Below are 23,938 nucleotides of genomic sequence, written 5' to 3' on the forward strand. Positions count from 1 at the left end.
TAACTGGTTTAGGATTAGTTGCTTAAAGATAAGCGTTTAATTTTGTTTTGCGATCAAAATATCATTTTCGGCATCCGCAATATGTTTTTGCCATGAGAATTCCGGATCGAATTGATAGGGCATAGACGATACATTATAACGCTCCATGGTTTCGGTATACGCTTTCCAATGCTCCATGGCTTGTTCTAAGTGTTTAATTGCTTTAAATTGGGCGCCTTCCTTACCGAAGGTCCTATAGGTTTCAAGAAAAACTCCGCCTTGAATTTTATCGGCAAAATATAATCCGTAGTGTCCCCAGGCTTCAATATCGTTTAATTCAATTTGTAACAAAGCGTTGTCCGGGTATTTTTCTTTTAATGATTTAGTTATCTCTAAAGCTGCATTACTTTCGTTTTCGGCAATATTAGCTAATTCGATAGGTGTAATTTGTGCTTCCTTAAATTTATTAACTACAAAATCTTTGATATTTACATAACTGGAGTCCAGAACCGGTTGATTGATAAATTTATCGATATCAATAAACTTACCGCCAACAGTAGTGAAGCCTTCGGTATAAATGGTAGCATCCCAGGTACCTCTATAAAAACTGGCAAACCGGTTGGCATTCATCGACCCCAGCTTCCAGGCTTTCAGTAACCCGGTAGCATCTTCAATACCAAACTTTTCTTCCAGTGCCTCAGTGAAATAATCATCGGATGTTTCGGCGTTATATAACAAATTACCCCAAACTTTATAGAACAGCCATTGCCTTTCAAAAGCATAATCCCAGGTCCTGTGTTCCGGCTTTGTAATATAATCTTTAGCAGGAATATAAGTTTCAGAACCAATAATAGCACCACCAATATAGTCTTGACTATTGTTGCTCAAATAGTCTCGTATAAAATCCGGTTGCGCCCAGCGAAGTGCAAAAAAATCTTCATTTCTTACGGTATAAACGCCTTTATAATTTTTAGGCTTTGGACTCCAATAAGTGTCGGTTAAAATACCGCCGTGTACAATAGACAATTTTGGAGAGGAATGCCCGTGCGACCAGTTATATTTGAACCCCAGGTAAACATCATCTTTCAAACCAATGTTTTCAATGGCTTCACGTGTTAATATTTCAGTTGATTTACTAACAGTACCATGGCTGGTTAAACCGGCCGATAAAGGAGCTCTGTAAAACAGTTTGACCTCCCTGTCAGCTTCTTTAAGAGCAGCAATCATAGTTCTGTCAATCCAATCCCTTCGTTCTTCTGAGGTCATGCCTCCCATACGTTCTCCTAAAGTAATGCCAATACCAGTTAAGTCTCCATATTCATTGATAGTTTTGGAAACCATTTCCCTGGTATACTCCTCAAGGAGGGCGTTGGTTTCTCCTTCGCCCCAAAAACCGCTGTCCTTTGAATATTCACCAATATTATAGGCTTTACCGAATGCTTCGGAAACAAAAATATTCCAGTTAAAAATGTAGGTTTCAATGCCTCTGTCCTTAGCCATTTTAAAAATGGTTTTAAAGAAAGACTGCCATTCCTTCATCTCTTCTTCAGAAAATGGTCTTGCTTTTGGAAATTTTTTAGATTGTACCATGAACATATACGGATGTAAATTCCAAAGCGAAAGGACATTAAACTTATTCTCGACCATCATATTTAAAAACGATTCCCAGAATTTTAAATCTTTACAGGTGTCGTAATGCAATGCTAAATTTTCGCCGCTTCTGTATGAAAACCAGGGCAGGTTAAACTTAATGGCCCTAAACTTGTAATGAGCGTTAACGGTCTTTTCGGATAAGTCTTCCCAACGCTTCCCAGATCTTAATTGTTCGGTAATATCCAGCAATCCATAAATAAGGCCTCTTGTACCATTGGATGCCACTTTAATCATGTCATCTTGTTTTGTGATTTCAAAGCCATCATTTTTGGTGTTTTCCTTTTTGGTTTGAATGGACAGTTGTGAATTACTTTTATCATCAGTGAACTTTAAGACTATACCATTTGTATTGAGTTGCTCCGAAAGTTTATTGATGCCGTATTGAACATCATCCTTGATACCATCTTCAATATACACCGTCAGGCTATCAGTGCCGGATTCACAAGAAAGAATCATTGTGGCAAAAAGTATATAAACGGCCGCCTTTACTGAGTTGTAAAATTTAAATGTCATATTTAATTGTCTTGAACGGGTTTGTGTTTGGCAGGTATGTGATCTACATCAATAACAATTCTTCTATAGTCAAATAGCGACGCGATCTTATTAGTGTCTTTTATTTCTAAAATCAAATGTATTTGCTTACCGCCGGCACCGGTTGGTATTTGTATTTTAGCTTTATCACCATTAGAGTTAGTAATGTTTACCATTCCGGGATAGGTTCCGGCTTCCTGGTAGACCCACCAGGAAAACTTCAGGCTGTCCCCATCAGGATCTGAGGATGCCGTAGCATCTAAATCAATAATCTCTCCGGCACTGGCTTGAAGCCTGATTATTTTATTTGATTGGTCACCATTGAATGCTGCAACCGGATGGTGATTAGCTTCTTCATAGGACTTTGCACACCAATCCATTCTACATAATTGATCATTATACATGGCTTCCCGCCAGCGCCATACAGGTACATAATTATTATTATATACTTTGCCGTTTTGAGGGTCTACCCAATGATCACTTACTTCCCGATAGGTATAAAAAGGTGCGGCATGTATCTCATCTATTTTTATATCACTATGCCTTGACCAGAAATCAGGTTCTTTGCGAACACTAAAGCGGCCTCCCCATCCGCCCCAAGACGGCTCATCGATGTCAAAAAGCCCTTTGTTAACCAATCCCATCCAGGGAATGGTACCACCACCTTCCATAAACCCAACTACACCTTTTCCCCAGGCATGATAAATACGTTCTGGATATATGGCTCCAAGGGCGCCGTGATCATTCATAACATTCTTTTTTAACCACTCCAGCTGACCTGTGGTACTTGTCTTAAAGGGGTGCCAATAGTTAGGTCCGAGATTAGCCTGCAGGTCACCATCCTTACCTCCTGGTCCTCCATAGGCGTAAGTTTGATAGTTGCTTCGGATCCAATGAATTTTCGGGAATTCATGGCATATCCATGCACCGGCATTGTCCTGGGCCCCATTTTCAAATACACGAAGTTTAGAGACAGCTTCATTCACTTCTTGCATCGTGTGATCTTTTCGAAAATCTACCAGGGCTTGAGCCAAAGTATTTGATCCTGCATTAACCACAACCCAAATCGGTCGCGGATCGTCTCTAAGAAGTGTATTCACTATTAATTTAGAGCCTTCACTGGAGTTGCCTGCTTTTACATCGTCTATACCGTAGCCTTTTTGCCCTGCAGCAACTACTTTTCGTAAATCGTCCGGTTCCGGCCATCCGTTAGCGTGCTTTTTTAAATTTTTAAGGTCCTTTTCATAAGCATTTATAATATCATGAAAAAGCTCGGGATGTGTTACCCAATTATATTTTCCAAGCTTCGAATTGGGTCTGATATATTTTCCTGTAACAGCAATGAGGCCTTCAATATCAAACGCATTGGAACAGGTAATCATATGGATCATCTGCTGCATCTCGTCAGGCTCATTACCCATGTCTGCTAAAATGATCAATCGGTATTTTGACGCTTTGTTCTCAGTATTTTGGCTATTTGAATAAAAGTACCCAAATAGCATGACTAAAAAAAACAGGAGATGTTTCATATTGCCATGATTTTAATTTTATTTATAAATCAACTAACTGCCAGCCTCTTACCCAATCAACAAGCATAGTATTTTTAGAATCGTCAAGTAATGATTCTTTGGTAGGCCACCCTTGCCAGGTAAAAACCTCAGTGTCAAAAAAGAGATACTGTTTTTCTTTAAAAGGCCCCCTTAAAGCTACTTCATAAACTTGTTCACCATTTAAATAAAATATACAGGTATTGGCATCTTTCCACCAAACGGCATAAACATGATAGGTGCTACCGGCAGGCACGGGCATCTTATATTTTAATGGTGTGTTCAGGTCGTTATCCCATCCTTTTTTAAAATAATGGGTGTTGATCATCATAGTATCCTTAACACCTGTGCGTTCTGGTTTAGACGGTGCCCCCAGGTTTTCAATCACATCAATTTCGGAGTACTTACCCTGAAACCAGAAAGCTGAGGTCATTGAGATGTTAGAACACTTTATTTTGGCTTCGTAATAACCATAACGGCAGCTTCGTTTTTTCGAAGTGACACAAGCCGCGGTCACCGTTTCAGCATTTACTTCTGTAGCACCCTTTCTTAGTGTTGATTTCAATCTTAAATTACCATCTTTAACAGACACATTAGAAGGTGTATGGGTGCTGTTTCTGCCGGTCCAGTACGGGTGGTAAGGAATCCATTTTTTGGAATCTAATTGATCGCCGTTAAACTCATCTGAAATGGTTTCGATTTTAACCCATTTCTTCCCTTTAGGAGGTTTGGGTAGTTTACTTGTCTGGGCAAAGGTCAGGTTTACGCTAAAAACCAGAGCAGACAATAATATTATGGAAAGTAATTGTTTCATGACTAGATTATTTCCATTCACTTAATTCAAACGCATTGATCCAGATACCTTTGTCGCCTTTACCGTTAAAGTTGATGGAAACAGGTGTTTTTCCATCGGATGTAAACTCAATAACGCTAATTCCCGGTGCTTCCCATTGCATTTCTTTACCTTCGGTTACTTTTGCGTTCACTTGTTTCTCGCCAATTAATGCTTCAGAAGAAATTATTAGGGATTTTTCATAAGGTAACTTGTGGATTGTAACTGACTTTAGTTTCGCTTTATTCGGATCCATGGAATCGGAATTACTTCTTGGGGCATGGTGCCAGGTAGTTAATTTGTAGGTGCCTTTTGGCAGGTTTTCAAAAACAAGGTTCACACCTTTGTCATCAACGGCAATTAGTCCTTCACCATAAGCATAACCATATTTACCTATGACGTTCATTTCTCCCAGCCAACGTACAACGCCATCATCCGAACCTTTTACGATTTTGGCTTTGGTTCCCTTGAATGTTTTAAACGCATAACTGTTATCTGCTTCATCGGTGCCGTACCAGGGTTGCCAGCCAAACTGAAGTAATTGATCCGGTGCCCCCATATCAACACGCTCGCTTTTAAAGTCATAAATAGCACTGGCATTTTTTTGTATGTCATCATTGCTGTAAGGAACTAATGTCACAGTACTGCTTGCTGATTTTAAGCCTTTGCATTTTGCAGTAACCGTTATCGCTCCGGTTGTATGTCCCGCTCTAATTAATGCCGGTGCCACACCGTATTCGGTAAACATGGGGTTGGCATTAATGTCAATAGCATCACCAATAACCGATGCATCGCCTTTAACCGAGAATTTGATGAGGTGGTCCGTATCAAAAACAGGTGTTCCGTTTCTATCCACTACGGTGGCATAAGCTACTAAAATATCGGTTCCGTCGGCAATAAACTGGCGTCCTTCAGTATCCAGGTGTAACTGGATAGCATAAGGCTTGCCCGGAGTTTGCTTTGAGGTTTCAATGGTTTTTCCATTATTAAAATAGGCTTTGGCCACCAGTTTCCCTGATTTGTAATCAATATTTTTAAAATGGAACGGCGCGTGATCCAAACCATCATAAATGGTATCGTTACTTGGTCTTAGACGCTCAATTAGCTTACCATTTAAAGATAATGCCACTTCATCGGCATTGCTGAATACCGTAATGTCTTTAGTGCCCGGAACCCATTCTTCCTGAATATTCACAAAGGGTTCCTCAAGCATTTCTGCTTTATACCATTCCAGATACGGCCTTGGGTCTCTGAAAATGGTCATCATACCACTTCTTGTACGGTCTCTTTTATCGTTGGCCCTGCTATGGGTTGGGTGGAAGGTGTAATAGGCATGCGCTGTCCATGATATCAATCCAACCATTAAAGGGTCTCTTTTAAATGGTGCTACAGCGTGTGCGCCCCGTTCACCCTCCATGGCAAACATAGGCTCGCTTCTATCCCAAATGAAGGGGCCGTAAAGCATATTGGCATTAATATCCGTTAATCCCGATGCCTGCCATCCCGTCCAGCGAGATCCTTGTGACGCTGTTAAACGAATTGGATCTTCCTGTTTGATGGCATTATGTACTCTGGGAACATAGCCTCTGTGATTGACGCCGGCACCCCACATCACAATAGAGGGGTGATTTCTGTGATTACGTACCATGGTTCTGGCCGAAGCCTCCAGATTATCCCACCAAAGTCCCTGATCTGAAATAGAGATCCAGGTTGGTGCTTCTTCATATACCAGAATACCTAATTCGTCACAGGCTTTTATTAATTCATCGTCTTGCGGGTAGTGAGCGGTTCGCATGATGTTCCATCCGTATTCTTTAAACTGCAACATATCTTTATAATGAAGAGCATTGGGAACGGCATCCCCTAAATATGGGTATTGCTGATGACGATTGGCTCCTATCAATTCTATTGGCTCATTATTCAGAATAAAACCTCTAACAGGATCCAATTCAAACTTTCGAAGCCCTATTTTATTTTCAACAAAATCAACTTCTTTACCGTTGACAATCACAACACTATTTACTCTGTAGAGGTAAGGATGGTCTATTCCCCAGAACTGGACATTATCTTCCAAACTCCCTATTTGATTGAATTGATATTCCTGCCCAGGCCAAATATCAGCATCATCAGTTAAGCGTAGAACTACAAGGCCTTCTTTATCGATAACACGTGTTAGGAGTTGACATTTTACGGTCTGATCGGTTTCATTCTTGACTGATGTTTTAGCAGAAATAACAGCATTTTTATTGATCACATCAATGGTTGGCGTGGTGATGTTAACCCCTGAGTTCAACGTTTCCCAGTTGAAGGTGACGTGAACCGGGTTAGTCTCAACCAGGTATAAATCCCTGTAAAGTCCGCTGAATTTTACATAATCAAATGGCCCCGGATCCGGTGGCACCATGTCGTTTCGTCTGTTATCTGCGAGTATGGTTATCTGATTGTCTTTGCCTTTGTCTACAAAATCGGTGATGTCAAAATGAAACGGGGTATAGCCACCCACAGCATGTTGTCCAATGTGCTTACCGTTGATCCATAAGTCGGTAACCTGATGCGAGCCTTCAAATTCTAAAAATACTTTTTTACCGGAGTTTGCAACCGGGATGGTTTTTCTGTACCAACCCACATGCCTGTGAAAAACCAGTTGTGTTTTTTCATCTTGTAAACCATCAAGTGTTAGAGAGGTGAGTTTTAAGGTGTGTGGTACATTGACAGTTTCCCAATTAGAATCATCCAGATCAACCCTGTAGTTTTTAGCATCCGGATCACCCAAATGAAATTTCCAGCCTTGATTAAGGCTAATTTTGGTTCTGTCCGTGTCAGGGAATCCATAGGGTAAGTTTTGTGCGTTTGTGTTGGTAAAAAACAATGCGATCAATAAGATAGTGAGGGATAGTCGGCGATTCATAATGTATTTAGTTTAGCTGAAGTATAAAAGTCTGAATTTATTCACTTAAAAATATAAACATATGTACATAAAAGTGACACAAATGTTTTTAACCTCCAAAGGTTAAAATTTTCGGGTGTTTAAAATTATGGCAAAGGAAGCTTTTGCTTTTGTAAAATATGAGAATTAAGGGGTAAAATCTGGTCAATATAAGTTTTGTATAGTTGAATTAACTGTGGTTATGTATATATTTGATTTAAATGCTATGGAGCTATTCTATAGTGAAAGTAAATGATTGTAAATTAGCTTTTAAGCAATTAAGAATGGCAGTTAAAACCCAGACCCGTAAACGGTACAATATTTTGGTAATGATATTTGTAACCGTGGTTATTAATTACCTTGACAGAACTAATATTTCAGTGGCGGCTTTTGCCCTCAGAACAGATTTGGGAATAAGCACTGAGCAAATGGGTTGGGTGTTTTCCGTATTTGGCATATTCTACGCGTCATTACAAATACCGGGTGGCATTCTTGCCGATAGCATTAAATCCAGAATTCTTTACTCCATTATTTTGGTGCTGTGGTCTGTTGCTACTTTGGTTCAGGGCTTTATAAATTCTTTAGCAGCTTTAATAGGTTTACGGGCTAGTATTGGTGTTTTTGAAGCACCTTCTTATCCGATAAACAATTTAGTAGTAACCAGATGGTTTCCGGAAAAGGAACGGGCTTCGGCGATTGCAGTTTATACATCCGGGCAGTTTTTAGGATTGGCTTTTTTAATGCCGGTTTTAACATTAATTCAAAATGCCTTAGGCTGGAGAGGTTTGTTTATAGTTTCCGGGCTTATAGGGATTGTTTGGGCAGTAGTTTGGTATCTCTTTTACAGAGACCCGAGAGACCATAAATCAGTTAGTGAATCGGAGTTGGAGTACATTGAAAAAGGAGGCGGTTTAGTAGGTTCCAAGTCGGAGGATGAAGAAAAAAAGAAATTTACCTGGGACGATTTTAAACAAGCTTTTATATATCAGAAACTCTGGGGCATATATTTGGGACAAGTTTGTTTAGGTGCGGTGACCTGGTTCTTTTTGACCTGGTTTCCAACGTATTTGGTGGAGTTTAGAGGGCTTGACTTTGTGAAGTCCGGATTTTATGCATCGGTGCCCTATTTAGCAGCGTTTTTGGGAATACTCCTATCTGGCTTTGCTTCTGATACTTTGACTAAGAAGGGGTTTTCTGCTGAAATATCAAGAAAAGCACCAATAATTATAGGTATGCTTATGACCATTTTTATTGTAGGCGCTAACTATACTAATGATACTTTCTTTATAATATTATTCCTGGCGCTGGCCGGTTTTGGAATGGGCCTGGCAAGTATTGCCTGGGTGTTTGTGTCTTTAATAGCTCCTAAAGAAAACTTGGGGTTGGTAGGAGGCGTTTTTAATTGCATTGGAGGGCTTTCAGTTTTCGTTCCTGCCATTATTGGATATCTGGTGTCTGATGGCGATTTTAGCCCGGCATTAGTTTTTATAGCCATAGTGTCTTTAATTGGTGTGCTTTCTTATATCTTTATAGTTGGAAAAGTAGAGCGTATTGTTCCTAAAAAATAAATTCAAAAATTTAGACTTGTGAAAATCACAGCAGTAAAAACATATCCTGTTAATATAGGTTCAGGGAGCCAATTAGTTATTAAAATAGAGACCGATTCCGGTATTTATGGCTGGGGTGCTTCCGGTTTATCAGGAAGAGAGATGGCGGTTATAGGAGCAGTAGAACATTACAGACCCTTACTTATTGGCAGAGATCCCATGCAGATAGGCGCTATATGGCAGGATTTATACAGAGGTCAGTATTTTGAAGGTGGACGCGTATTAACTGCGGCTATTTCAGCTATTGATATTGCACTTTATGATATAAAAGGTAAAGCTTTAGAGGTTCCGGTTTATGAATTACTGGGAGGCAAACAACGTGATTACGTTGAATGTTTCGCTTCGGTACGTTTTACAACCTTGGAAGAATTATTGAATGAGTGCAAAAGAATGGTGAAAGAGGGTTGGAATATGTTGCGATTAGCACCGGCCGAGTTTGAAGCACAGGAAGATCAAAGCCTTTTTGAACCCAGAGATTCCATAGCGCTTTTAGCAGATTGGATGATCAAACTGAGAAAAGAAGTGGGGACTAAAGTAACCATCGGGATTGATTACCATACCAGATTAACACCGGGACAGACCTATTCATTCATGAAACGTATGCCGCCCGGGACTTTGGATTTTATTGAGGAACCCATCCGGGATGAAAACCCCGAAGCTTATGAAAGCTTACGTAAAATGATCGATATCCCTTTCGCCATTGGAGAGGAGTTTTCAAGTAAATGGCAATTTTTACCGTTTTTAGAACGTAATATTGCGCAATTTGCACGTATTGATGTTTGTAATGTTGGAGGTATTACTGAATCCATGAAAGTAGCTTCTTTGGCAGAAGCACATTACATCGATCTGATGCCACACAATCCGTTGGGGCCTATATGTACGGCAGCCTCTATTCATGTTGCGGCAGCTTGTCCTAATTTTAGCTGGTTAGAAGAAGTGAATACAGGTGCGCATGTGTCTACTAACGACCCTAAATACTATCCGGTGCAGCCTAAATTGGAAGGCCCGAGATACCCCGTACCTACAGAACCTGGATTAGGCGTTGAGTTTAATGAAGACTATGCTCTGGAACAAGGATTTACACCAATTGAAATTCCGCGCTTAAAACGTAAAGACGGTTCTTTTAATAATTGGTAAGATTATATGAAGCGAGAAGATATTACAAGGATAATAGAACAAGAAAAACTGGTTGTTGTTATCCGCTTAAAATACCAAAATGAAGTAGCCGGTGTCATTAAGAATTTAGTTGAAGCCGGTATAAAGATTTTGGAAGTGACGTCTAATACACCTGGTTTTGCAGAAGAAATCACAAAAGCAAGGCAGTTGTATCCTCATGCTTTAATTGGGGCTGGAACGGTAATTAATTCGAAAATAGCTGAAATAGCCTCAAAAGCAGGAGCCCAATTTTTAGTGACGCCTAATACAAATGGAGAAGTTGTTGATGTGGCCCATAAACATGCTATTCCGGTTTTAATGGGAGCGATGACACCAACCGAAGTTTGTAATGCTGCCGAAGCAGGTGCCGATTTTGTAAAACTATTTCCGGCTGATATCATGGGTATTGATTATTTTAAATCGATTAAAGCACCATTGGATCACGTCAAACTCTTGGCTGTTGGAGGTATTGATTTGGATACTGTGGGCGATTGGTTAAGTGCTGGAGCCGCCGGTATAGGTATTGGCGGTGCATTGACCAAATCGGTTACAAGCGAAGAAGCATTAGAAGCTGTTAAAAACAGGGCGGCTCAGTTCATAGCCGAAGTAAAGAAATACGGATAGTATGATAATAGAAAATATAGAACTATTTAAGGTGCCACCACGTTGGTTATTTCTCAAGATCACAACCGCAAATGGCATTGTGGGTTGGGGAGAACCCGTTGTTGAAGGAAAGGCAGATACGGTAGCAGCCTGTATTAAAGAATTGGAACAATATCTTATTGGGAAAGACGCCGGTAATATTGAAGACATCTGGCAGATTCTTTACAGAGGAGGATTTTACAGGGGTGGTCCGGTTTTAATGAGTGCTATTTCAGGTATAGATCAGGCCTTATGGGATATTAAAGGCAAAGCTTTAGGTGTGCCTGTGCATCAATTATTGGGAGGCCCGGTTCGACATAAAATGAAAATGTACTGTTGGATTGGCGGGGATCATCCTGAAGTGGTCCTGGAACAGGCTCATGAGAAAGTAAAAGCAGGTTTTAAGGCTGTGAAAATGAATGCTACAGGTGCTTTGGAATGGGTAGCATCCATTAAAGATGTAAAAAAAGTTGCTAACAATATCAAACTATTGCGTGACGAATTTGGAGATGATCTGGATGTTGGATTAGACTTTCATGGACGTGTACATAAACCGATGGTTAAAAGACTTATTGACGAGTTGGAACCATATCATCCGATGTTTATTGAAGAACCCGTATTGCCTGAAAATAATGATGCTTTAAAACATATTTACCAATATACCAGTATTCCCGTTGCCACGGGTGAGCGTATGTTTTCACGTTGGGATTTCAAAGACATTTTGCATCAGGGTGTGGTTGATATTATTCAACCCGACCTAAGCCATGCCGGAGGTATTTCAGAAGTAAGACGAATTGCTGCCATGGCTGAGGCCTATGACATAACATTGGCACCGCATTGTCCGTTAGGCCCTATTGCTTTGGCATCATCACTACATGTGGATTTTGTGTCTGCTAACGCTGTGATTCAGGAAAGTAGTATCGGCATCCATTATAACGAAGGGTATGATATTTTGGATTACATGGCAAACCCTGAGGTGTTTGATATTAAAGACGGGTATATTGATTTGTTGACCAAACCCGGGCTCGGTGTTGAAATAGATGAAGACAAGTTAAAAGAAGGGGTTAAAATAGGTCATAATTGGGCAAACCCTATTTGGAGGCACGGTGATGGGAATTTTGCAGAATGGTAACTTTGATTATTTAAACTAAAATAAATAGACATGTATAAAAGAGGTATTTTACTTTTTATAAGCCTTTTGGGTTTAATCGCTTGTAAAGAATCCGCTAAAAAGGAACCGATCAAAGAAAAGACAGAAGACGTTGCCAAAACAAATATTAGCGATGCTTTTTCTATTGAAATTTTGGATAATGAAGCACTAAGTATTATAGATTCTACAGCAACTATACAGGTTTTGGCTGAAGGATTTACCTGGACCGAAGGCCCTGTTTGGATTCAAGAGGGCAAGTTTTTATTGTTTTCAGACATTCCCAATAATAAAGTGTTCAAATTAGATTCGCTTAATAAGGTATCCGTTTATTTACATCCGTCAGGGTTTTTAGGGCCCAATCCTGATTTCGCAGAACCGGGTTCCAATGGTTTAACTTTAGATAATGATGGAAACCTGGTGTTAATGCAGCATGGAGAAAGGCGTGTTGGAAAAATGAATGCACCACTAAGCGACCCTAAACCGGATTATATCGCTCTGGTTGATAATTACAAGGGTAAAAGATTTAATAGTCCAAATGATGGTTTTTTTGATGCCGGAGGGAATCTTTATTTTACCGATCCACCTTATGGCTTACCAAAAAGAATGGAAGATGAGACCAAGGAGCTGGACTTCCAGGGGATTTATTGCTTGTTGAAATCTGGTGAACTCAAGCTGTTGGATAAAGAAGTCCCCAGGCCCAATGGTATTGCACAATCACCCGATGGAAAGACCTTGTATGTAGCCGTTTCCCATGGGCCAAAAGTGGTGTGGCATAGTTATGACATTATGGCTCCCGGTAAAGTGAAAAACAAACAAACGTTTTATGACGTGACAGAGCTTATGGGTAAGGAAGGGTGGCAAGGAGCACCAGATGGTTTGAAGGTGAATAGTAAAGGTTACATTTTTGCAACAGGTCCCGGAGGCGTTTGGATCTTCAATAAGGATGCCAAAGTGTTAGCGAGAATATTAACGGGACAGCGTACTTCTAATTGTGCCCTTACATCTGATGAAAAACGACTTTTTATGACCGCTGATGATTATATTCTGTCAGTTAATTTAAAATAAGTCAGATAATTAAAATACGTATGAAAATATTTAAGGCCGGTTTTCTACTGATTAGTTTTTTAGGATTATTTCTTACCGGGTGTGAATCTTCGGAAAACCGGAACAAACAGCCAAACATCATTCTAATTATGGCCGATGATCTGGGTTTTGAGTGTATTGGCAGTTACGGAGGGACATCATACAAAACTCCTAATATAGATAAACTAGCAGAAACCGGAATACAATTTAATCAGGCCTATGCACAACCGCTTTGCACCAATACGCGCGTTAAGTTGATGACCGGGAAGTACAATTTTAGAAACTGGACGGCTTTTGGCATTTTAGACCCTGAAGAGAAAACATTCGGGCACCTGATGCAGGAAGCCGGTTACAGGACCTGTATTGCGGGTAAGTGGCAACTTCAAAGTTACGATCCTCCGGGGTATCCGGGATCGGAATACAGAAGGGATACCGGAATGAAGATCAGCAAGGCGGGTTTTGATAAGTATTGCGGTTGGCATATTGGACATACGGAAGATAAAGGCTCCAGGTTTGCGAACCCAACCATCTTTCAGGATGGAGTATTTCTGGACACCACCGAAGGGAAATACGGGCCTGATATTTTTGTGGATTATTTAAATGATTTTGTGAATAGCCCAAGTGATAAACCATTTTTTGTGTATTATCCCATGGCATTGACCCATGACCCGTTTTCGCCTACACCGGATAGTCAGATCTGGGATGATGAAGAACTAAGAATGGATAACGAACCCCAATATTTTGGAGATATGGTGGCGTATGCCGATAAATTAATTGGCAAAATTATAGATAACCTGGAAGCACAGGGATTAAGGGAAGAAACGCTTGTATTATTTTATTCGGATAACGGGACCCACCAAAAAATATATTCCAAAATGGGTGATAAAGTGGTTCAGGGTGGTAAAGGCTTAACTACACAGGCTGGAATTAAAGTGCCTTTAATAGCTAATTGGAAAGGGCATATTAAACAAGGGCAACAATCTGATGAACTAATAGACGCTATAGATTTTCTGCCAACCGTTTTAGATGTAGCTAAAGCAGAAACACCAAAAGATTTTCATACGGATGGAGAGAGCTTTTTACCAATTTTAAATGGAGAATCAAAAGCCCGAAGAGATTGGGTTTATATGAGTTACAATCCCAAGCCGGGAGCCCATAAAGATCATTTGCATCCGGATGAGTTCGTTATGAATGCCAATTACAAACTTTACGGTGATGGCAGGTTTTATAATATTGAAGATGATGTACTGGAGCAATCCGTTATTGAAGCTAAATCGGATGGCGAGAAACAGATGAAAGAAAGATTTAAAGGTATTATAGACTCCTTGAAAAAATATCCAACCACGGGAAGTATAGAAAGGTTAGATCCTGCAATAGATTCTATTATATCAAAACATGCCAGAATTGATTTGGTAGCCCAAGGGTTTAACTGGTCCGAAGGTCCGGTATGGCAACCCAAGGGCCAAAAGTTATTCTTTTCAGATGTGCCTGAAAATAAAGTATATCAATGGAATGATCTGGATGGCCTGAGTGTTTACCTAACGCCATCGGGATATACGGGGACAGCACCCAGGGCAGGAGGTAAAGGCTCCAATGGTTTAGCTTTAGACGAAAATGGCGATTTGATTTTATGTCAACATGGCGATAGGGTCATTAGCAGGTTAGTGAGTTTAAAAGATTCGTTAAGTCCGGTTTTTGAGCCTGTTGTTGCAGATTACAAAGGCAAAAAGTTTAATTCTCCCAACGATTTATGCTTCGATTCAAATAGTAATTTATATTTTACGGATCCGCCTTATGGCTTAGGGGATGGAAAAAGTGAATTGGGGATTAACGGGGTGTTCTTTGCAAGCAAAGATGGAGAAGTCAAGTTAGTAGATGGGGATTTAGCCCGCCCTAATGGTGTTGTGGTTTCTAATGATGGCAAAATACTATATGTAGCTGAATCTAACGTGCCAAGACCCATCATTTGGGCCTATGATATTGCAAAACCAGGTGTGGTGAAGAACAAACGACTATTTTTTAACCCAAAAAAGGTCATTGATTCAAGTACATCAAAGCAAAACCCTGATGGTATCAAATTAGATAAACACGGAAATATTTTTGTGGCTGCCGGTGACGGCATTCTGATAATCACTCCTGAAGGAAAGCATATTGGCACTATCAATACCGGCAGAAAAACAGGAAATTGTGAGTTTACAGAAGATGGCAGATACCTGTTTATTACCGCAGACGATTATCTTTTAAGAGTTAATCTAAGACCATATGCTAAATAGATTTTCCGTAAAATAGCCGTTGATTTATGTTATTGATTATTTAAATTAGTAGTACTTAAATTTGAGAATGAAGAAGATAATTTTCCTTATTAGCTTAGTAATGTTTGTGGTTTCCTGTAAAAAAGAAACGGAGACCAGCATTGATAGTAAAACATCCTTTAAGTCCTTAACTTCGGATGAAAGCGGTATTTCGTTTTCAAATGATATTATAGAGAATGATACCTTAAACTATTTCACGTTTCCATACATGTATATGGGGGGTGGTGTGGCTGTCGGAGATATCAATAACGATGGATTAGCTGATATTTACTTCACGGGAAATATGACCGAAAACAAGTTGTATCTGAATAAGGGCAACATGCAGTTTGAAGATATTTCTCAGTCAGCTGGCGTTACAGGTGATGACAGATGGTATACCGGAGTAACCATGGCTGATATCAATAATGACGGTTGGTTAGATATTTATGTGGCGGTTTCAGGCTTAAATGGCGAGACCAGGAACCAGCTTTTTATTAACAACCAGGATGCTACATTTACAGAACAAGCTGAAGTCTATGGACTTGCAGACGCATCGTATTCCATACAAGCTACTTTTTTCGATTATGATAACGACGGCCTTTTAGATGTTTTTGTAGCCAATTATCCGTTGGTTCCCGTAAGCCAGGGGAACCGATATTATTATGGTAAAATGCAGGAAAATAAATTTGAAGATTCCGGGCATCTTTATAAGAATAATGGAGATAACACATTTACAGATGTGACAACCCTTGCAGGTGTTCAGAATTTTGGAATGACCTTAGGCATATTAGCGTCTGATTTTAATAATGATGGTTGGCAGGATCTGTATTTGTCAAATGATTTTAACGTGCCGGATTATTTCTATTTAAACAATGGGGATGGCACTTTTAAAGACATGGTAAAAGAAGCTACTAACCATATATCCATGTTTGGAATGGGAATAGATGCTGCCGATTTTAATAACGATAAATTACTGGACTTCGTTCAATTGGATATGACGCCAGAAGATTATAAACGCTCTAAAACCAATATGGCCAGTATGAGTCCGGAGACTTTCTATGAGGCGGTAGATTTGGGGATGCACCATCAGTATATGCACAATACATTGCAGGTCCATAATGGTGTGGATGCTAACGGGCTTCCAATTTTCAGTAATATTTCCAGGTTGGCAGGCATAGCGACAACCGACTGGAGTTGGGGGGTGCTGTTTGCAGATTTCGACAATGATGGTCTAAAAGATGTCATTGTAACTAACGGCATGAAACGCGATGTGAACAATAATGATGTAAATGAAAGAACCAAAGCCCTAGGTTTTTCGGAATTAAATAAAGCTATAGATTATCGTCAATATCCGAGCAACCCAATTGACAATTACGTTTTTAGAAATGAAGGTGATTATACCTTTTCTAAAGCCAATGAATTATGGGGCCTGAAATATGAAGGCTTTTCAAACGGCGTGTCATATGCTGATTTTGATAATGACGGTGATTTGGATGTTGTCATTAATAATTTAGGGGATACGGCTTCCATTTTTAAAAATAAAACGAATGATAACATAGTTCAGAATTATTTAAAGGTAAAACTTGATGGTCCAGAGAACAACCGGTTTGGTTTGGGAACAAGAGTGTCCGTTAAAACTGGTCAAGGAGAACAGTTTCAGGAGTTAACGTTGAGCAGAGGGTTTCAGTCCAGTGTAGCACCTGTACTTCATTTTGGATTTGGGAATGATTCGACAATAAAAGAATTAAAGGTTTTATGGCCTAACGGAAATACCCAGGTTTTGAATGATGTTGCTGTTAATCAGGAATTGACCATTTCATTTACGGAGTCAATTAAGGTTGAGGGAACAAAGGAAACACAACCTAAATTATTTGAAGATATTACGCAAACATCTGGTATTGATTTTATCCATAAGGAAGATGGTTTTGACGATTTCTTAAAAGAGCCGTTGTTGCCGCATAAGAACTCTGCTTTTGGTCCGGCATTAGCTGTTGGTGATATTAATGATGATGGGCTGGAGGATTTCTTTGTTGGCAACGCTACCGGAAATACTGCGGCCATGTATGTTCAAAATCAGGATAAAACGTTTGGTATCATGAACGGGCCCTGGGAGCAGGATAGTATGTTTGAAGATACAGGGGCTTTATTGTTTGATGCTGATAATGACGGTGATCTGGATTTATATGTGGTCAACGGTGGCAATGATGCTACAAAGCCTGAAAGTTTTTATCAGGATAGATTATATATAAATACCGGACAAGGTTTTGTGAAAACAGGATCTGCGTTACCTAAGATTATATCAAGCGGTAATACAGTGGTAGCTTCTGACTATGACCATGATGGTGATATGGATTTGTTTGTTGGCGGAAGAATCATTCCGGGAAAATACCCGTTTCCGGCTAAAAGCTATATTTTAAGGAATGATGGCGGACAAGACAAGGCGTTAAAATTCGTTGATGTAACCGATGAGGTTTTACCGGAACTAAATGAAGCCGGTTTGGTAACTTCAGCACTTTGGGACGATTTTAATCAGGATGGACAAACAGATTTGATTATTGCCGGTGAATGGATGCCTATTCGTTTTTTTGAAAATAGAGGTAATATATTTAATGAGGTAACTGATAAATTAGGTTTTAGCGATTATACAGGGTGGTGGTATAGCTTGCAAAAGGCAGATGTGGATGGCGATGGTGATACCGATTATTTAGCAGGTAATTTAGGACTTAATTATAAGTATAAAGCCAAGAAAGACAAACCGTTTGAAGTGTATGCCAATGATTTTGATGAAAACGGAAGTATGGATATAGTTTTGAGCTATCAAAAAAATGGTAAGTTATTACCGCTAAGAGGAAGAGAATGCTCTTCGCAGCAAGTACCGGCCATAGCCAGGCGTTTTGAAACCTTTGAACTTTTTGCTGATGCATCCCTGGCCGATATTTACGGGCAGGCTATGTTAGACCGGTCGTTGCATTATAAAGCAACCACTTTTGGGAATTCCTGGATAGAAAATCAGGGTCCTGGCAAATTTAAGTTACATAAATTGCCTAATGACATGCAATTTACATCAGTAAACGGGTTTCAAAAGATTAATACGGGTAATGAGTCTTACATGTTAGCAGCAGGCAATTTATACAATGCCGAAGTAGAAACTCCAAGAAATGACGCGGGAATTGGTTCGGTTATTAAATTTAATGAGAGGGGGGAACTGAATTTGTTATCTGCAAATACCACCGGTTTATTCATAAAAGGGGAAATAAGAAACATACGAACCATTCAATTAGGAAAAAATGGTCAGTTAGGTGTGCTATTTGCCCGTAATGATGATACCATAAAATTATTGGAGGTTACTACTACCAAATAGACTCATTACTTCTCGGTAGGTATCTATTCTTTTTAAAGTAATTAAGTATAATTATGCTTCATTTACAAAGCTTAATCTATTGTAGGTTACTATGGTGTATGCCTTGTAAAATTTCTTTCAATTGTTTGCGGAATTATTGATTTTACTGGTGCTTGAATTAATAATCCATAATAATGAACATATTTTCCCAAAGGAAGAAATGCCAAATCTGTTACTTTGAACTAAGCATTTAATGGGAGAAGTGTGTGTTGATGTTTCAGGTTCTGACGTCTCAAGAATCAGTCAAATTTTAATGCCATTTTGAACTGTTAACTGACTTACAAACTAAATTAAATAACTAAAACTTCAAAACGCTTATGAAAGTATTAAAATTACTTAAGAAAAAATGTCAACATCGCGTTTTTATGCTAGCCGTATTATTGCTTGCCGGAGTCTCGGTGGGTTTTGCGCAAAACATAAACATTAGTGGTGTTGTTAGCGATGAATCAGGTCAACCGTTAACCGGTGCCAACATTTTGGTAAAAGGAACCACATCCGGGGCGCAAACCGATTTTGATGGTAACTATTCGCTGTCGGCTGCAAGTGACGCTACACTTGTAGTAAGCTACTTAGGGTTTGTTACCCAGGAAGTAGCTGTAAATGGCAGAACCTCAATTAACATTACACTCGCTGAGGACGCCAGTCAGTTAGATGAGATTGTAATTGTTGGGTATGGTACCCAAAAGAAATCTGATCTTACCGGAGCAGTAGCTTCAGTAAGTGCAAAGGACATTGAAAATTTTACTTTTACCAGTGCATCACAGGCTCTGCAGGGTAGGATGGCCGGTGTTAGTGTGCAATCATCAGGTGGAGCTCCCGGTTCTGGAGCAAACATTGTAATAAGAGGGGCATCATCATTTACTGATATTGGACCGCTTTTCGTTATTGACGGTATGATTACCGGCAATATGAATACAGTAAATCCAATGGATATTGAATCTGTTTCCGTGTTAAAAGATGCTTCGGCATTAGCTATCTATGGATCTCGGGCAGCCAATGGTGTAGTAATTATTACCACAAAGAAAGGTGAAAAAGGAAAAGTAAGCATCGATTTGGATACAAGTTACGGTATCCAGGATGTGATCAAAACGTTTGATTGGGCCGATGTGAACCAGTATGCACAGATATCAAATTCAGCAAGAGATAACGACGGGCAACCCAGATTCCCGGCTAACGATGCTCAATTTGACCCAAGTTATTCCAGCAATCTTTACGATGAATCCTTAAGAACGGCAACTATTAAGAATACAAATATAAGATTTGCCGGAGGTGGAGAAAACACCCTCTTTAGTCTGTCATTTAACGATTATGATGAAGAAGGTATTGTTAAGTATTCCGATTTTAAAAGAACCACAGTGAGAGCTAACGGTAGTTTTGAAAAAGGAAGGCTGAAAGTTGAAAGTACCATAGGATTAACCAGAACAGTTAATAACCCTAATCCTTATTTTAATAAGGAAAGGAATTTAATTCCGACTATTAGAATGAGAAATGATGCTGGGGAATGGAGTGCCGATGATAGAGCAGATAGGGGCATCACAGGAATTGCTTTAGGAGCTTTTTACGGTCCCGGATCCATTTTAAATGAGTTAGCATTTGCTGAACTGGAAGATAGAACCAGGACTAGAAATACCGTTTTAGGTAATATTGCCGGTACACTTAAAATAATTGACGGATTAAGTGTGAAAGTTAATCTGGGTCTTGAAAGTTGGGCAGACAATAACTATAGATTTAGCCCGGACGCTCAGGTTATTTTTGATGGGTCGAACAGGGCTTTTTCAGAGCTAAGCGAAACTAATGATAACTTTTTGTCTACCTTAGTGGAAACAACAGTTAATTATAACAAAACTTTTGGCAAGCATACCATTGATTTAGTGGGTGGGGCAACTGAACAAATAACCAATGTTAGAAGTTTAGGAGCCAATGCCATTGATTTTCCAACGAACGAGGTTCGCGTTGTTTCAGCCGGTGACTTACAAAGTGCCAACTCTAGAGATAATACATCAGTGATTCAGTCATACTTCGGTCGGTTGAATTATACGTTTGATGACAGATATGTGATTACGGCAACCATACGTAGAGATGGGTCTTCACTTTTTAAAGATGGTTTAAGATGGGGATCCTTTCCTTCCGGTGCCATAGCATGGAATTTAAGTAATGAACCTTTTATGGAAAATTTTGATGCGCTTACAAATATTAAAATTCGTGGAGGCTATGGAGAAGTAGGGTCGAACAACGTGCCAATATACAGTACGGATCCGGTTCTTAACTTGTTTAGCGACTATGTTGTAGGTGGTCAGAGAGTTAATGGGTATGCCATTACCAATAGTGTAAATCCTTTTATAACATGGGAAACCACAAAAACAACTAATGTTGGGATAGAGTTTAATGCTTTAAATAACAGGCTTAGTGTAACAATGGATTATTTCCTAAAGGAAACGGAAGATATTTTAGTGGCCACACCATTTACATTTACTACTGGTACTGGTAATGCGGTGCCATCCAATAATGGAAATATTGAAAATAAAGGGTTTGAATTTTTAGCAAGCTACAGGGACCAAATAGGTGATGTTAATTTCAGTGCTTCCGTAAATTTTTCAACGCTTGACAATGAAGTGACTTCTATTGGAGAAGGAACGGCTATCAGAGCAGGATCGTTTACTTCAAATACTATTTTTAGTACTAGAACCGATGTGGGGCAACCAATTGCTTCTTTTTATGGTTATGTGACGGATGGGATTTATCAAACCGATGCCGAAGCAACAGCAGCTAATGACCAGCCTGGTAATCCTAGAGCTGGAGACTTAAAGTTCAAAGATGTGGATGGCGATGGTGATATCGATGAAGACGATCAGGTATATTTCGGAAACGGAATACCGACGTTTGAATATGGAATTAATTTAACGGCAGACTATAAAAATTGGGATATAAGTTTATTCTTTAATGGGGTTTCCGGTAATAAAATATTGAATGGTACCAAGTATAGAGGTTATTTTGATTTCAATGGAAACTATTTTGCTGACGCTTTAAATGCCTGGTCACCAAGTAATACGAGTTCCACTATCCCCAGAAATACGCAAGCTGATCCCGGATTCAATAGAAGGATGTCTGATTTCTATTTAGAGAATGGCGCCTTTTTCCGATTGAGAAATGCACAAATAGGTTATTCGCTGCCAGATAGTATTTTAGAAAAAGTTAAAATAGAAAAGGTAAGGTTATATCTTTCTGCAATTAACTTATTCACCATTACGGATTATTCCGGATATTACCCGGAAGTTGGTAGAAATACCAGAACGGGGAATGTAACCTTATTCAATACAGGGGTTGATGAAGGTTCTTATCCAACACCCAGAACTTTTCAACTTGGTTTACAAGTATCGTTTTAATGAAAAAAAAATAGAATTATGAAAAAAACAAAAATAAAAGTATCAATCACCGCCCTGCTAATGCTGGCAGTAGTTGGGGTGTTGAACATTAACTGTTCAGAAGATAAGCTGAATCAGGTAAATCCAAATTCGATTACGCCTTCCTCATTTTGGAAAACCGAAAGCGATGCTACAAAAGGTATTTATGGAGCTTATGCACCATTTACTCACATATGGTACTACACCAGATTTGAAATCTTTACATCGGATTATAGAGATGACGTAATCAATGGATTTAATACGTCTGAAAGAACTGCTGTTGGTTATTTTAGTGGGACACCGGATAGTAATGCTACTTTTTGGGTATGGCAAGCTATGTTTCAAGGTGTAGCCAGGGCCAACGAGGTCATTTTTAGAGTGCCGCAAATTGAGGAAATGGATGCTACATTAAGAGATAATATAACTGGAGAAGGTTATTTTATCAGAGCGTTCAATTATTTTAATTTATTAAACAGTTGGAGAAACTTACCCTTGATAACAGTTCCTACATCGGAAATACCGGACTTAACGGCTACACCACAGGAAGATCCATCTGTTATTTGGGCTCAGATCGAATCAGATTTACAACAAGCACAAAATTTGTTACCGGCTTCATGGCCGGCTGATCAGGAGGGAAGAGTTACCTCCGGAGCAGCTACGGGCTATTTAGGTAAGGCTTATTTATACCAGGGAAAATATGCTGAAGCTAAAGCAGAGTTCCAAAAGGTAATGACTAGCGGTCAATACCAGCTCATGGATGATTATGCGCATAATTTTACAGAGGAGTTTGAGAATAATGCGGAGTCTTTATTTGAAATTCAGATGGTGTCTGATGGTAATGGTGGTTGGGGAGCTGACAGGAATAATTCCGGAAAAGGTTCAGCATATCAACCGGATTTAGCCCCGGTTGGTTATACCAATCAAAATACCATGCGCGTAAATCAGTGGGCATTGGATTTGTTTTTAGATGAGCAAACCATTAATGGTGAAATTGACCCCAGAACGTTTACAACATTCTTTTGGAATACTGAAGAAACAACAGATTATCAAAGCAAAACCTTACGTTCCAGAACTTTTGAAAGCACTTCTTATGCTGACGCGTTTTCACCTACCGGAACCAATATTTATGGTAATAAATGGCAGGATTGGGAATTTAACGGAAAATCGCAATCGCTTGATGGCGGATGGCATGGTGCCGGAAACAACTTAAGAATGATGAGATATGCTGATGTTCTACTCATGTTTGCCGAGGCCGAATTTATGCTAAATGGTTCTACCCAGGCTGCTTTAGATGCAATAAACGCAGTGAGAGCTAGAGCCGATATGCCGGCACATGTTAGCATTACGCTACAGGATATAGAAGATGAGCGCATTAAAGAATTGACATTTGAGCGTTCCAGATATTTCGATTTATTACGTTGGGGTAGAGTAAAATCCAGAATTGTGGACAACCCGGATTTAAAATCTGAAAGTGCCGGAACAACTGCATATAAGCCGGGTAGAGAGTATATAGCTATTCCGCAGAATGATATTGATAGAAATCCTCTTTGGAGTCAAAATGAGGGTTACTAATAATTATAGTTAGTCATATTCATATATTTTTAGAATTGTTTTAGTTTTTAAAACGGCTCAAAATAACAGTGTATTTTGAGTCGTTTTTTTAATCCTGAGAATTTTAATTAAAACTATTTTGTCTATTTTTAAAGCTACGAGGTTTATTAACATGATAAAAAAGGGATCC

13 protein-coding genes are annotated in these 23,938 nt (G+C 39.4%); 9 read left to right on the forward strand and 4 right to left on the reverse strand.

The window, feature by feature from the left end; all coding sequences use genetic code 11:
- Positions 1–36: 36 nt before the first annotated feature.
- Genes Q0983_RS10435 through Q0983_RS10450 form a run of 4 tightly spaced genes read right to left on the reverse strand, consistent with a single transcriptional unit; the run spans position 37 to position 7,450 of the window.
- Complete coding sequence (locus tag Q0983_RS10435) at positions 37–2,145, reverse strand: hypothetical protein (RefSeq protein ID WP_299552417.1); 2,109 nt, start codon at positions 2,143–2,145, stop codon at positions 37–39.
- Between the two features lie 2 nt (positions 2,146–2,147).
- Positions 2,148–3,692, reverse strand: coding sequence for a nucleoside hydrolase-like domain-containing protein (locus Q0983_RS10440; protein ID WP_299552420.1), 1,545 nt, complete (start codon positions 3,690–3,692; stop codon positions 2,148–2,150).
- Positions 3,693–3,714: 22 nt separating this feature from the next.
- Positions 3,715–4,524, reverse strand: coding sequence for a family 16 glycosylhydrolase (locus Q0983_RS10445; RefSeq protein WP_299552423.1), 810 nt, complete (start codon positions 4,522–4,524; stop codon positions 3,715–3,717).
- Positions 4,525–4,531: 7 nt separating this feature from the next.
- The gene (locus Q0983_RS10450) at positions 4,532–7,450 is read right to left on the reverse strand and encodes a glycoside hydrolase family 2 TIM barrel-domain containing protein (RefSeq protein ID WP_299552426.1); all 2,919 of its coding nucleotides are present in this window, start codon (positions 7,448–7,450) and stop codon (positions 4,532–4,534) included.
- A gap of 302 nt (positions 7,451–7,752) precedes the next feature.
- On the opposite strand from Q0983_RS10450, the gene Q0983_RS10455 reads away from it, so the two are divergent.
- From Q0983_RS10455 to Q0983_RS10495, 9 genes are all read left to right on the forward strand, one after another.
- Positions 7,753–9,036: an MFS transporter gene (locus Q0983_RS10455; protein ID WP_299552429.1), complete on the forward strand. Its 1,284-nt coding sequence runs from the start codon at positions 7,753–7,755 to the stop codon at positions 9,034–9,036.
- Positions 9,037–9,054: 18 nt separating this feature from the next.
- Entirely contained in the window at positions 9,055–10,212 is a 1,158-nt protein-coding gene (locus tag Q0983_RS10460) for a mandelate racemase/muconate lactonizing enzyme family protein (RefSeq protein WP_299552432.1), read from the forward strand.
- A 6-nt stretch (positions 10,213–10,218) separates the two neighbouring features.
- A complete protein-coding gene (locus tag Q0983_RS10465) occupies positions 10,219–10,854 on the forward strand; it encodes a bifunctional 4-hydroxy-2-oxoglutarate aldolase/2-dehydro-3-deoxy-phosphogluconate aldolase (protein ID WP_299552435.1) in 636 nt (211 codons plus the stop codon).
- A 1-nt stretch (position 10,855) separates the two neighbouring features.
- On the forward strand, positions 10,856–12,004 hold the full coding sequence (gene dgoD / locus Q0983_RS10470; protein ID WP_299552438.1) for a galactonate dehydratase: 1,149 nt from the start codon (positions 10,856–10,858) through the stop codon (positions 12,002–12,004).
- A gap of 30 nt (positions 12,005–12,034) precedes the next feature.
- Entirely contained in the window at positions 12,035–13,087 is a 1,053-nt protein-coding gene (locus Q0983_RS10475) for an SMP-30/gluconolactonase/LRE family protein (protein ID WP_299552441.1), read from the forward strand.
- Positions 13,088–13,107: 20 nt separating this feature from the next.
- Complete coding sequence (locus Q0983_RS10480; RefSeq protein WP_299552444.1) at positions 13,108–15,378, forward strand: sulfatase-like hydrolase/transferase; 2,271 nt, start codon at positions 13,108–13,110, stop codon at positions 15,376–15,378.
- Between the two features lie 67 nt (positions 15,379–15,445).
- A complete protein-coding gene (locus Q0983_RS10485; RefSeq protein WP_299552447.1) occupies positions 15,446–18,757 on the forward strand; it encodes a VCBS repeat-containing protein in 3,312 nt (1,103 codons plus the stop codon).
- A gap of 404 nt (positions 18,758–19,161) precedes the next feature.
- Entirely contained in the window at positions 19,162–22,179 is a 3,018-nt protein-coding gene (locus Q0983_RS10490; protein ID WP_299552449.1) for a TonB-dependent receptor, read from the forward strand.
- Positions 22,180–22,197: 18 nt separating this feature from the next.
- On the forward strand, positions 22,198–23,769 hold the full coding sequence (locus Q0983_RS10495) for a RagB/SusD family nutrient uptake outer membrane protein (protein WP_299552452.1): 1,572 nt from the start codon (positions 22,198–22,200) through the stop codon (positions 23,767–23,769).
- Positions 23,770–23,938 lie beyond the last annotated feature (169 nt).

The organism is Seonamhaeicola sp. (assembly GCF_028281565.1).
Classification (GTDB): Bacteria; Bacteroidota; Bacteroidia; order Flavobacteriales; family Flavobacteriaceae; genus Seonamhaeicola.

Excerpts from the sequence above, each read along its gene's own strand:
- Q0983_RS10435 (WP_299552417.1), bottom strand. The coding sequence starts at position 2,145 with ATGACATTTAAATTTTACAACTCAGTAAAGGCGGCCGTTTATATACTT.
- Q0983_RS10440 (WP_299552420.1), bottom strand. The coding sequence starts at position 3,692 with ATGAAACATCTCCTGTTTTTTTTAGTCATGCTATTTGGGTACTTTTAT.
- Q0983_RS10445 (WP_299552423.1), bottom strand. The coding sequence starts at position 4,524 with ATGAAACAATTACTTTCCATAATATTATTGTCTGCTCTGGTTTTTAGC.
- Q0983_RS10450 (WP_299552426.1), bottom strand. The coding sequence starts at position 7,450 with ATGAATCGCCGACTATCCCTCACTATCTTATTGATCGCATTGTTTTTT.
- Q0983_RS10455 (WP_299552429.1), top strand. The coding sequence starts at position 7,753 with ATGGCAGTTAAAACCCAGACCCGTAAACGGTACAATATTTTGGTAATG.
- Q0983_RS10465 (WP_299552435.1), top strand. The coding sequence starts at position 10,219 with ATGAAGCGAGAAGATATTACAAGGATAATAGAACAAGAAAAACTGGTT.
- dgoD (WP_299552438.1), top strand. The coding sequence starts at position 10,856 with ATGATAATAGAAAATATAGAACTATTTAAGGTGCCACCACGTTGGTTA.
- Q0983_RS10475 (WP_299552441.1), top strand. The coding sequence starts at position 12,035 with ATGTATAAAAGAGGTATTTTACTTTTTATAAGCCTTTTGGGTTTAATC.
- Q0983_RS10480 (WP_299552444.1), top strand. The coding sequence starts at position 13,108 with ATGAAAATATTTAAGGCCGGTTTTCTACTGATTAGTTTTTTAGGATTA.
- Q0983_RS10485 (WP_299552447.1), top strand. The coding sequence starts at position 15,446 with ATGAAGAAGATAATTTTCCTTATTAGCTTAGTAATGTTTGTGGTTTCC.
- Q0983_RS10490 (WP_299552449.1), top strand. The coding sequence starts at position 19,162 with ATGCTAGCCGTATTATTGCTTGCCGGAGTCTCGGTGGGTTTTGCGCAA.
- Q0983_RS10495 (WP_299552452.1), top strand. The coding sequence starts at position 22,198 with ATGAAAAAAACAAAAATAAAAGTATCAATCACCGCCCTGCTAATGCTG.